At 67.3% G+C, this 11,712-nt stretch carries 6 protein-coding genes and 1 pseudogene; 4 read left to right on the forward strand and 3 right to left on the reverse strand.

Going from position 1 to position 11,712, the window contains the following annotated elements:
* Positions 1-140 precede the first annotated feature (140 nt).
* The 3 genes from OG788_RS00170 to OG788_RS00180 are packed head-to-tail and all read left to right on the forward strand — an operon-like array spanning position 141 to position 3,149.
* Positions 141-902 (forward strand): hypothetical protein, encoded by a 762-nt coding sequence (locus tag OG788_RS00170; RefSeq protein WP_406368240.1) that lies wholly within the window; start codon positions 141-143, stop codon positions 900-902.
* A gap of 1 nt (position 903) precedes the next feature.
* Positions 904-1,581: a lysophospholipid acyltransferase family protein gene (locus OG788_RS00175; protein ID WP_406368242.1), complete on the forward strand. Its 678-nt coding sequence runs from the start codon at positions 904-906 to the stop codon at positions 1,579-1,581.
* A 35-nt stretch (positions 1,582-1,616) separates the two neighbouring features.
* Entirely contained in the window at positions 1,617-3,149 is a 1,533-nt protein-coding gene (locus OG788_RS00180) for an AMP-binding protein (RefSeq protein WP_406376637.1), read from the forward strand.
* Between the two features lie 124 nt (positions 3,150-3,273).
* Here the strand turns inward: OG788_RS00180 and OG788_RS00185 are convergent, their stop codons facing one another.
* The 3 genes and pseudogenes from OG788_RS00185 to OG788_RS00195 form a co-directional block, all read right to left on the reverse strand.
* Complete coding sequence (locus tag OG788_RS00185; RefSeq protein WP_406368244.1) at positions 3,274-3,600, reverse strand: hypothetical protein; 327 nt, start codon at positions 3,598-3,600, stop codon at positions 3,274-3,276.
* An 888-nt stretch (positions 3,601-4,488) separates the two neighbouring features.
* Positions 4,489-4,796, reverse strand: a pseudogene (locus OG788_RS00190) (IS1380 family transposase); the annotation flags it as partial.
* A 181-nt stretch (positions 4,797-4,977) separates the two neighbouring features.
* Entirely contained in the window at positions 4,978-6,009 is a 1,032-nt protein-coding gene (locus OG788_RS00195) for a hypothetical protein (RefSeq protein ID WP_406368246.1), read from the reverse strand.
* Between the two features lie 989 nt (positions 6,010-6,998).
* Here OG788_RS00195 and OG788_RS00200 point away from each other — a divergent pair.
* Positions 6,999-11,705: a DEAD/DEAH box helicase gene (locus tag OG788_RS00200; RefSeq protein ID WP_406368248.1), complete on the forward strand. Its 4,707-nt coding sequence runs from the start codon at positions 6,999-7,001 to the stop codon at positions 11,703-11,705.
* Positions 11,706-11,712 lie beyond the last annotated feature (7 nt).

Consider the following 11,712-nt stretch of genomic DNA (forward strand, 5'->3'; position numbering starts at 1 on the left):
CAAGCTTGCGTCTCGCCGCACAGTCTGGTCCCTTCTTGTCGCACTTCGCGTGCCACCTTGCCGCGCGGCCCTACCGTCGTAGTCTCGGTGACGGCAGCGGGGCCCAGGCGCGTGTTCGCGTCGCGGTGTATGACGCTTTGATGAACCTGCTGCTCGACGGCTACGCCGAACTGACCGCTGAACCGGTCCGGGAGGAGACCGGACAGCTGATCATCCACCTCAACCGGCTTATCGGCGCGTTCGACGACGAATACGAGGAGAGGCTCGGTGACGGGCGCTCCCTCGGGCTGGGGGATGTCTTCGCGGGGAAACTTGTGCAAAGGCGTCTGCTAGCACTAGCCGACTTTCTGCGGCCCCATCCGGAGCAGCGTGCGATCCAAGAGTTCCTGGCGGACCGGCTTTCGGGTTCCTACGACCGTTATGTGGAGCTCACCCAAAACGAGCCGGACTTCGACCGGCTTTTCGAAAGTGTGGTCCTGGACTCCGGTGGCCTCGGGGAGTGCCTCGCCCACGTGGTCGGCCTGTTCAACGGCGTCAAGCCTGATCCTGAGGCGGTCGTGCAGTTCTCAAGTGTCGGGATCGTCGGGAAGCTCGCCGATGATGTGATCGACTTCTGGGACGACCTTGCGAAGGGGCGGACCAACGTGGTGGTTGGCCTCGTCAAGCGACATCCCGCCGAACGCGAAAAGGTCCTGCAGACGGCCAGCCCGACGTCCCGCGCACGCTTGGGCTGGTGGCGGCGGAACTGCCCAGACTCCTTCGGCGAGTTGGTTCACCTGATCGAGGAACACCAAGCGCGGCTGAACGCTCCGAGCCTGCGTCTGGCTGCGGACCTGATGCTCGTGCCCGCGCGCCGAGGCAGTCTCCCGCTGCGCTCGACCCCAGTCGGCCTGAGGCTCTGACATGCCCTGCTGGACGCTGCGTTACGTCTTTCCCAGACCGGCTCTGCGATTCCTGTGCGGGCTAGACACCGAGGGTGTGCAGCACGTTCCGGCGGCAGGGCCGCTGATTTTGGCGTGTGACCACCTGTATTTGGATCCCTCCTTGGTACAGCTGGCGGTACAGCGGCGTGGCATGTTCGCGGCCAAGCAGGAGTACTCCGCCGGACGTGGCCTGCAAGGACTAACCGTGCGGCGATTGTTCAAAGCCACAAGCATGATCCTGATGGACCGCTCGGGAGGACCGGCCGCAGAGAAAGCGATCATCGATACCGCGGCCGTGTTACTACGGGGCGATGCCGTCGGGATCTTCCCGGAAGGAACGCGTTCGCCCGACGGGCATATCCACCGGGGGCGAACCGGAGTAGGCAGGGTCGTGGCGGTGAGCGGGACGCCTGCAGTGCCGGTGGCGGTGATCGGCACTGATCGGATCCTGCCCCCAGGGAAGCACCTGCCAAGGACTGGGCAGGTGACGATCAGATTCGGGAGACCAGTGAGGTTCACCGAGCCCTCCTCCCAGGCCATCACCGACGCGGTGATGCACGCCGTGCAGCAATTGTCTGGCCGAACGTACGTGGATTCCTATGCGCCAATTCCCAGCCGGGGCCGCAGGAGCAGGCCGGTGAAGGGTGGATCATGCTGAGGACACTGCTGCGGAGCGGTCTTCTACAACCAGGCATGCCGTGGCGGGTAGCCCGACAGCTGCTCGCGTTTGGGAAGTGGGGGCTGGGTCCAGCAGGGGAAGTACAGGCGGCCGCCGCCCGATCACCCGACCGGGTGGCGGTCGTGGACGAGGACAGGCGGGTCACCTACGAGGAGCTGCTGGCCCAAGTAGAGGCAGTCGCGCAGACGCTGCAAAAGCTTCAGGCAGAGCGGGTGGGGGTGTTGTGCCGCAATCACCGGGGCGCTGTGGAAGGGATGGTTGCGGCACTGGTCTCCGGGGCCAACGCGGTGCTGCTGAACACGCATCTGAAGGCTCCTCAGTTGCTGGAGGTGGTGCGGGAGCAGCGTCTGGACGTGCTCTGTCACGATGCGGAGTTTATCGACTGGGCGAGTTCGATCTCTGGGATCGAGTTGCCGTGGGACAGGGTGGCCCGGGTTCATGCACCTCATCTGCCTGCTCCGGGGCCGCCCCCTGCCGAGCGGCCGGTCCCGGAGAGGCCCGTGTCTCCAGGGCGGCCACGACGCACCGCGCGAGTCGTCCTGCTCACGGCTGGTACAACCGGCGTGCCGAAGGGCGCGGCGCTGTCTCGGCCTCCCAGCCCGGCACCACTTCTGGCGCTTCTCTCGCGTATTCCGCTGCGCGTCGGCGACCGCATTCTCATCGCTGTGCCGCTTTTCGGGACGTGGGGGCACTCGGCGCTCCAGGCGGCCTTCGCGCTGCGGGCCACAGTCGTGTTGCGGCGACGGTTCGACCCCGCCGAGACGCTGCGCGTGATGGAGGCCGAAGGGTGCACGGTCCTGATCGCAGCACCGGTCATGCTGGAAAGGCTCCTGGAACGGCCGGAGCAGCCACCAGCCTCGCTCCGGCTCGTAGTAGTGGGTGGCTCGGCGCTGCGTGCCCGCCTCGCCACCCGCTTCATGGATGCCTACGGGGATGTGCTGTACAACGTGTACGGCTCAACGGAGGTGTCCTGCGTGAGCGTCGCGACCCCATCCGACCTGCGTCGCAACCCCGACACCGTCGGCCGGCCGCCGCGCGGCACCCGCGTGGCCGTGCTCGGACCAGCCGGGGAGCTGGTACCCACCGGCGCAGTTGGGCGGATCTTCGTCAGCAACTCGATGCTCTTCAGCGGCTACACCTCGCGCGAGTCACCCACTCTGGGACCGGAGCGGTACCAGGGAATGATCGCTACAGGCGATCTGGGGCACCTGAGCGATGATGAACTGCTCTTCGTTGACGGCCGGGAGGACGACATGATCGTCTCGGGCGGTGAGAACGTTTTCCCTGGACCGGTGGAAACCCTGATCGGGGAACTGCCGCAAGTGCAAGAAGTCGCGGTTATCGGCGTGCCCGACGCGACCTACGGGCAAAGTCTCGCCGCCTTCATCGTCCTCCGCGAAGGTGAGTCCTTGGGCCCAGAACAGGTTCGCACATACGTCCGCGCACACCTCATGCGCTCTTCCGTCCCCCGCGACGTAACCTTCTTGCCTGGTCTGCCCAGGAACCCAGCAGGAAAGGTCATCCCTCGGGAGTTGCCCGACCGGTGATACAGACGCCAGCAGGCGCACCCTCGCTGCAGCGGACATCGATGCCCACGGACTGCCGCTGCTGCGGTCACTGAACAACCTCGTCTGCGTGCTACTGGACCGCGATACGGCCCCTTCCGCGGATCTACTCGATACCACGGCCGAGGCGCTTGCACTGGCCAAGCGGCTCGCCACTCGCGGCCTTGGAACCAGGAACGATGTCGCACACACACTGCTGCCATTCGCTGAGGCACGTGCGCTGGCCAGGCGGGACCTCCCTGCGGGGCAGGCCGCCGTCGAAACCCTGCTGTCTGACTACCGTGAGGAGGCCAAAGCCACGGGCCTCCTCGAAAGCGCAACTGCCCTGCAGCGTCAGCTTACCGACCGGTGAATAAGCGGCAGAGCCAACGGCGGCCAGCAACAGGCAGCACGGGATCTGGCGCACACCGATGCGGAGAATGAGCGCTGCCATAAGCGCGGCATCCGCGTTGTGCGAGCGCGGCAAAGACGTGCAGCGCGGACTCCGTCGCCCACTCCAGATACGCCAGCAGCCCCTCGAAGGCGCTGCCGTACGGCCGCTGCAGGTTCATCGCCGTGGTGTGGACGCCACTGAGGGCCTGCCGGATGTTCTTCCGATCTGCGCCAGGGCGCGGTGTGATGAGCATGCTGTGATCCTGCCAGCGCGGCCCGCTGGGGCGCCGCCCCCCTCGACTACCAGTCGCCGATGGTGATCACCAGGCTGGCTGCTGAACCGGTCTAGGGGTGGCTAGGGCGGCGTTCAGCGGCCCCATCAGGGCGCCTCCAACTGGCTCCAGTGTGAGGGGCGTTCGGGAGCATTGAGGGGTGGTGGCGAGGCGAAGTGGCCCCACCCTGGGCCTTGCGGTGCGACGGTGGTTGTGGTCCGCCGAGGGTGGGTGCTGTGGATGTCGTTGTCCAAGCAGGAGTTGTTTGACCGGATCCGCCGGGACAGCTGACAGTTGAAGCTGTCGGTCCGGGCGTTGTCGCGGAAGTACGGCGTCCACCGGTGCGGGAGTCGCTGGCCTCACCGGTGGCGAAGCCGCGCAAGCGTCCGGTGCGGACCTCGCCGCGGATGGAGCCGTACAAGAAGACGGTCGACGACTGGCTTCGAGCGGATCTCGAGGCGCCGCGCAAGCAGCGGCACACGGCCAAGCGGATCGGCACGCGGCTGGAGGAGGAGTTCGGCGTCACGCTTCCGTACACCACGGTGCGGGACTTCGTCACCGCCCGCCGCCGGGTGATCGCTGCCGAGGAAGGGGCGCCGGTCGAGGGCTACTTGACCCGGCACAACGTGCCCGGGGCTGATGCCGAGGTCGATTTCGGGGAGATCTGGGTCGATCTCGCCGGAGAGCGGGTGAAGTGCTTCCTGTTCGCGTTCCGGCTGGCCTTTCCCGCCGGCCAACGACCAGACCCGGTTGCGGACTCGGAGCGTGCGGACCGGATTGCCTACAGGGCCTTCTCGCCGGATGCGGCGAGGGTGTCGATCAGGCGGGAGACGGTCGGGCCGGAGGCGACCGGCTCACACCGCAGCGTCGCGACGTCCGCGAGACAGTCCTCGCCGAGCGCGACCGCCAGGGCGACGTCCAGGAGGATCTTGCCGGGACCGTGGACGGCCCGCGGCTTCCGCCACGGAGCCAGAGCTGCGGATATCGCTCCACGATTTCGACCCTCGGGCGTCGCTGTCCGGGCGATCGGGGTGACGGGCCCCGTTCGTCCCCTCGCCGATCGACAACAGGTGTCGCACCCGGTCTCCGCCTGCTGTCCCTTGATGCGTACGTGGTCGTACGGGCGGAGCGAAGCCTGACGCCCCCGCACACGGATGGGATCCGGCTCAGTCGTGCCGGCGTTGCTGCCACAGCGGCATCATGCTCGCTCGTGTCTCCTGCGGTGCCCGCATGCGTTCGAAGGTCGCCGGAGCCGTGCGGTGGACGCAGTCGACGCCGTAGCGGTGCAGCAGTTCCAGATCGCGGTCGGCGGGGCGCTCCGGGAAGAGTGCCGACAGCCGTATCGCCGGTTGGGGGGTGTGGGGGGCGTAGTCCAACAGTTGTGCCAGGGCTTCCCGGACGAACCGGCGGCTGCTGGCGCGTTTGGCCTCCACGACCTCGCTGCCGTCCTGCAGGGCCAGATGCAGGTCGGTGATCCCGGCGGGGGTGCGCAGTCGCTGCGGCCGGTCGACGCCCAGGAAGCCGACGTACTCCTGTACCAGGAACGCCTCCGTGCGGTGGACGATCAGCTCGCGCTCCTCGAGTCGGTAGCGGGTGCTCGGGGTGCGCAGGACCTCGCCGTCGACGATGTCGGTGTGGGTGCGCAGGGCGCGGGCGACGGGTTCTTGAAGGCTGTCGTCGTCGCGGGCCTCGGTCTGTGTCTCGATGCCCAGGCCGTCCAGGACGGTGGCGGCCTTCTCGGGGTCCAGGATGCGAAGGCCCATGAAGTTGTCGCCGGCGTTGAATCCGGGGAGGTCCCAGATCTCGGTGTAGGGGATCTCGACAGGGGTGAACGACAGAAGGCTGTAGACGTTGTGCCAGCTGCCGTTGTCCTCGTCGGCGCCCCACATGCTGTCCGCGAAGGCCGCGTTGCGAAAGAGCGCGCCGATCTCGCCGATGCCGCGCACATGGTTCAGGCCGGTGAACAGGACGACGTCTCCCGGGCTCAGGCGCTCCATCTTCCGGTCCTGACGGCCCGTCGCCCCCCAGAACCGGGCGGATCCACCGGGGTGGAACCCCTGCAGTTGTTCGCGCTGCGAGGGGGTCAGAAGAGGTGCGCGCACGGTGTCGGTGAAGTCGACGACGTTGTCGAGCGTGTCACGCCAGTGCCGGCGGGCTGCAGGGTTGCCGTAGGACGGTTGGATGACAACGAGCGGCACACGAACCTCCGGTACATGACGGCGTATCCGATCAAGGATGTCATCCGCCCGTCGGCAGGCGCCCGCGTGGTCGTCCGGTCTTGCCGACAACTGTCCCCGGCCGATGGTTCCCGGACGGGGGCATTTGGCGTGCGGGTGTTGCCGATGGCGCCGTCGGGGACACCGAATCGCGACTCGGTCCGGCCTTCTCGCCCGATTCGTCGTCCGGTCGAGGAGTGCGTGAGGGTGTCGGCCTCCGGATCTCGTGGTGCGTGCGGGTGCAGCGCCGGGCACCGGGGAGCGGTTGGCCGCTGTTCGGCAGGTGCGCAGCCGCTCACGTCGCGGGCGCCGTCCGACGCACCCGAACACATTCGGCGCCGACCTTGGATGAATTGCAGCATGCCCGGTCGGATCTGTCGGCGATCGGAGAACTCTTCGGTCGGCTTCTTCCGGATCCCGTCAATCCACCTTCCTGGCACCGCAGTTCAAGGGATTCCGAGAATGCTCGGTGAACTTCGAATTTGTGATCGCGGTTACGAACTCCGTCTCGATATGCAAATTTGCGACCGGTCGGGGAGGTCCGCGTCGACGTGAGCGAGTACGCCTCGGTGAAGGCAAAAGGGCATGAACTTCGCGATATCCGCACATCGTCCGAGTTCGCCATCAACCCGAAATAGTACTCAACTGCGGGTCAATACTGACTGCCCGTCATAAGGCCGTCCATCAGGGTTGATTGAACCCCTTCCAAAGGTCCCGTCTGACGTCGGTGACCGTTGTCAAGGGTCCTTGCTCGGATCGAATCGCATGGTTAGGGTGTGCTCCGATGGGAAACCAGCCACTTCACGGCCGGTTCCGTAAGCCCGGGGGGGCCGTCGCACATATAGAGCCGCGCTGCGCTTTTCTGTCGCCGTGTCAGCGATAGGGAAAGCCTTTCGAGTCGAGCCTTCCGACGGGTTATCACGTCCGGCATCGAAGGCTTTCTTTCCCATGCGATCGGGGTATTTTCTTTCATGTCTGTTTTCGAGCCCGAGGCGGACGGCGTCGTCGAGGTCGTCGAGGAACTGTCGCAACGGGTTCTCAACGTCTACCGGGCCGATCCCGGCCATGTCCTGGAGCATGCGAACAACGAGCGGCGCATCACACAGGGCGGCTACGGCGAACGTCAGATCTACGAGCTCGTCCAGAACGGCGCGGACGAGAACATGGAGCGCCGGCCGGGCGTCGTGGGCACGATCCATGTCCTTCTCACCGACAAACACCTGTACTGCGCCAATACCGGCACACCGATGACCCCGGGCGGCGCCGACACGATCCTGCGCATGGCCGTGTCGCGGAAACGGACCGGGAAGATCGGACGCTTCGGGGTCGGCGTCAAGTCGGTGCTGAGCGTGTCGGACACCCCTCGCTTCTACAGCGCGTCCGGTTCGTTCGGCTTCGACAAGGACTGGTCGGCCCGTGTCATCCGGGAAACGGTCCCGGACCTTTCCAGGCTGGATCCCACCCCGGTGCTGCGGATGGCGCAGCCGCTGGACCTGGAGGCGGAACGTCGGCGTGACGAACGGCTCGACAAGCTGATGACGTGGGCGTCGACAACGGTGGTGCTCCCGCTGCACGAGGGGGCCGAGGATCGGCTGGGGCGCGACATCGTCAACTTCCCGGCGCATTTCATGCTCTTCTCGCCCCACGTGGACCGCCTGGTCCTGGAGGACACCCGTACCGGCCACGAGGTATGCCGGGAGATCACACAGGAGACACAGGGCGTCGAGCACCGCGTCGTGGAGCAGCGCGACGGTGCTCCACGCAGCAGCGAGCGCTGGTTCGTCTTCAGCGTCGACCATGAGCCCAGTGAGACCGCCTCTGAAACGGCTGGGGAGTTGCACGATCGGCCTGTCGTCACCATCTCCTGGGCGGTTCCCGACAAGGGTGTCCCGCAGCGCGGGAGGCGTGGAACCTTCTGGGCCTACTTCCCGACCCACTACGACACGACGCTGACCGGCCTGCTCAACGCGCCGTGGAAGACCCCCGAGGATCGCCAGAATCTGACCAAGAGCGATTTCAACGAGGAGTTGGTGACCCGGGCCGCGGAGCTCGTGGTCGACTCGATCCCCGATCTGCACGAGGAGAAGGATCCGGGGTCCTTCCTGACTCTGCTCACGGCGCGTGGGCGGGAAGCCTCCCAGTGGGGCGACGAGATGCTCAGCCAGAAGGTGCTGCAGGCGGCCGCCCGTCAACCCTCCCTGCCGGACCAGGACGGGACTCTCCGACTCCCCCGGACTCTGCGGCTGCATCCGGAGAACCTCGCGCCGGCCTGGCTCGAGCAGTGGGCCTCCCACCCTGGGCGTCCCAAGAACTGGTGCCACCACAGCGTGGAAGGCCGGGAGCGGCGATCGAGGGCCAGGGACATCCTCGACCAGGCCGAAGTCTCCGCGTCCCCGCTGCACAACTGGCTGGAGGCACTGGTCTCCGACCGCAGCGTGGAGGGCGCCAAATGCGCACTTGCGCTGGCGGCGTCCATCGTCGAGACCGGGACCGCGGCACAGGCGGCCGAAGCACGAAACGCGAAGATCCTGCTCACCGACGACGGTCGCTTTCGTTCCCTGTCCGAGGGCACGGTGTTTCGTCGGCACGACAGCGTGCGACTCCCGCACGACACCACCGTGTACCTGCACGACGTCATCGCGCAGGACCCCGAACTGGTCAGCGCGTTGCGGATCCTGGGGGTGGAGGAGGCCAACGCGGTCGGACGTCTTCGGGCCGCTGTCACAACGGGCTTCGACCGGTACCGGAACAACGACTGGGAGGACTTCTGGACGCTGACGCGCACGGTCGAGCGCGACAAGGTGGTCGAGGTCGTCAAGGAGCGCCACCCTGCACCGCACGAGGCGCTCAAGGTGCGCACCGCCGCCGGCCAGCTCCGCTTCATCCGCAACTGCCTCCTGGCAGGGCCCGTCGTGCCCGGTGACGGACTGCGCGACGCCACGGTCCTGATCGACCCGGCCTTCCACGCGGCCGACACGGACGTGCTCAAGGCCCTCGGGGCGGTGGATCGTCCGGTGCCCCGGATGAACCCTCGCTCGGATCCCTGGTTCAGCGACTACAGCGCGGTCATGTACAACCAGTTCTGCGCGACTCTTCCGCCCCACAGTTCCCGTCCTCGGCCGTCCTCCGTGAGCCTGATGGGTCAAGACCCCGCCGGCCCGTTGCACCTCCTGGCGGAGCTTTCCGCGGAAGGCAAGGCCGCCTTCGTGCGTGAGCTGCCCGACCCCGGGCTCGTGCCCGATTGGCGATGTTCCCGAACGACCGGTCAGGGCGGCGAACTGCGCGTCGAGTCGCCTCTCATCTGGATGCTCCGCGAGCGGGGCATGCTGGCCACCTCGTTGGGCGTGAGGCGGTCGAATGCCGCGGTGAGTCCCGAGCTGGACGTGGACGCCAGGCTTCTGCCGGTCGCCGAGGTCGCCGTCGCCCACGCACGTGCGCTGCGGCTGCCCTCCACGGTCCGGGACGTGTCCGCCGCCTTGTGGAGCGAACTGGCTCTGCGCGCGGATGCGGGCACCGACATCGAATTCGTCGGAAGCGCCTACGTGTTTCTCGCGGGTTCGGGCCCCTTGGACAACCTCGGGGACGAGACGCGTCTGTTCCGATGCAAGGTGGGCGAGGACTGGGCATCGAAGCGGCGCGAGAGCATCGCCGTCACGTTCGAGCAGGACCAGTTCGAGGTGCTGCTGCGTGAGCGTGTACCGGCGCTCCTCGTCCCCACCGAGGCCGACGCCCAACTCCTCATCGACCGGTTCCGTTTCCGCAACCCGTCCGATCTTCTGGTGGAGGAGATCCACGGGGTGCCGCTCACCGAACCGGTGTCCCTGACGGACGCCTTTCCTCGGCTGCGTCAGGTGCTTCCTCGAGGAACGGCCTGGAAACTGGCGCACTGCTCCGAGCTGGTCAGGATCGTCCGTGGCCCCGAGGGCAGACGGGAGCAGGCGCTGACCGAGACGCTCGACGGATACACGGTGCTGCTGTGCGGCGAGCGTGACGACGAGTCGACCCTGGGGGCCGTCGATCGGCTCCTGGGACTGCGGCTGGGAGCCGACGGGTGTCGGGACCTCCTGCGTCAGCAGGCGCGGGACCGGGACGACAAGAAGTTGGTGATGGTCCGCCAGGAGACCGATCCGACCAGAAAGCTGCTGCTGGCCATCGGCGAGGACCGGCTGACGGCCGAGCTGCCGCCGGGACTGGCGTCGGCGGACGCGCAACTGCGCGGGATCCCGGTCGACGGTCTGCGAGCGGCCGAGCTGCTGATCGCCGCTCACGGGGAGGACATCCTGCGTTTCCTGGCCCCTGCGCTTGCCGACGCGGGCTTCGACGTGCCGCGGATCTGGAGGAGCGGTTCGGCGGCGCAACGTTTCGTGCGCACCTACGGCTTCCCGCAGGCGTGGGCCGGTGACCCGCAGACCCCCAGCAGCCCCGAGCCGTACGAGACGGTCCCGGGCCCGCGCACGCCGCTGAAGCTGCATCCGTACCAGGAAGCGCTCGTGCAGCGCATGTGCGAGCACCTCGCCCAGGGCGAGGAGAAGCGGGCCATGCTGCAGATCCCCACCGGGTCGGGCAAGACGCGGATCGCCGCCGAGGCCGGTGTCCGCGCGCTGCGCGAGGGCCTGCTCGACGGCCCGATCCTGTGGATCTCCCAGAGCCAGGAGCTGGCCGAGCAGGCCATCGAGACCTGGGCCTACGTCTGGCAGACCGTGGGAACGGACCAGCCGCTGCGCATCACCCGTCTGTGGGGCGGCATCCCGGACGCCGTTCCCGTCGTCGACGGGCCGCAGGTGGTCGTCGCCATCGACGACACGGCCGTCAAGCGGCTCCCCAAGGAGGACTACGCCTGGCTGCGTGAGTGCGCCCTCGTCATCGTCGACGAGGCTCACTTCGCCGTGCCGAAGACCTACACACGGATCCTGGACGCTCTGGGCATCGACCAGTACCGGACCTCGCGCCATCTGATCGGTCTGACGGCCACCGCCTTTCGCGGGGACAGCGACGACGAGACGCGGACGCTGGTGTCCCGTTTCGGCCGCAAGCGTCTGGACTACGGGGTGTTCGACAACGACGACGCCTACGGGCACCTGCAGGCCTTGAAGGTCCTGGCCAAGGTCGAGCACGAGGAACTCCTCGGCGGCTCCTACACCCTGACGGACCAGCAGGTGGCCGAGACGCGCAGCACGAACGCGATGACGCTGCCGGCCGAGGTCGTCAGTCGCCTCGCCCAGGACGTCGAACGCACCCGGCGTATCGTCGACAGGATCGGGGAACTGCCCCCCGACTGGCCGATCCTGGTCTTTGCCACCTCGGTGGAGCACGCCCAGGTTCTTGCCGCACTGCTGCAGGATCGCGGTATCACGGCGGCCTCGATCGACGGGGGGACGCCGCCGAGCATCAGGCGGCGCCGCATCGCCGCGTTCAAGGACAAGAGGATCAGGGTCCTGACCAACTACCGGGTGTTGACGCAGGGGTTCGACGCCCCTGCCGTGCGGGCCGTCGTGGTCGCCCGCCCCACGTTCAGCCCCAACACCTACATCCAGATGATCGGTCGAGGGCTGCGCGGCGAGCTCAACGGGGGCAAGGAGTCCTGCCGGATCCTCAACGTGGCCGACAACATCGAGAACTTCGGTCGTGGACTTGCCTACACCCGCATGGAGCACCTGTGGCGCAGGGCGGGCCGGTGACCGCATC

Source organism: Streptomyces sp. NBC_00647, from assembly GCF_045207245.1.
Classification (GTDB): Bacteria; Actinomycetota; Actinomycetes; order Streptomycetales; family Streptomycetaceae; genus Streptomyces.

Coding starts and splice junctions, on each gene's coding strand:
- OG788_RS00170 (WP_406368240.1), top strand. CDS start 141: ATGAACCTGCTGCTCGACGGCTACGCCGAACTGACCGCTGAACCGGTC.
- OG788_RS00175 (WP_406368242.1), top strand. CDS start 904: ATGCCCTGCTGGACGCTGCGTTACGTCTTTCCCAGACCGGCTCTGCGA.
- OG788_RS00180 (WP_406376637.1), top strand. CDS start 1,617: ATGCCGTGGCGGGTAGCCCGACAGCTGCTCGCGTTTGGGAAGTGGGGG.
- OG788_RS00185 (WP_406368244.1), bottom strand. CDS start 3,600: ATGGCAGCGCTCATTCTCCGCATCGGTGTGCGCCAGATCCCGTGCTGC.
- OG788_RS00200 (WP_406368248.1), top strand. CDS start 6,999: ATGTCTGTTTTCGAGCCCGAGGCGGACGGCGTCGTCGAGGTCGTCGAG.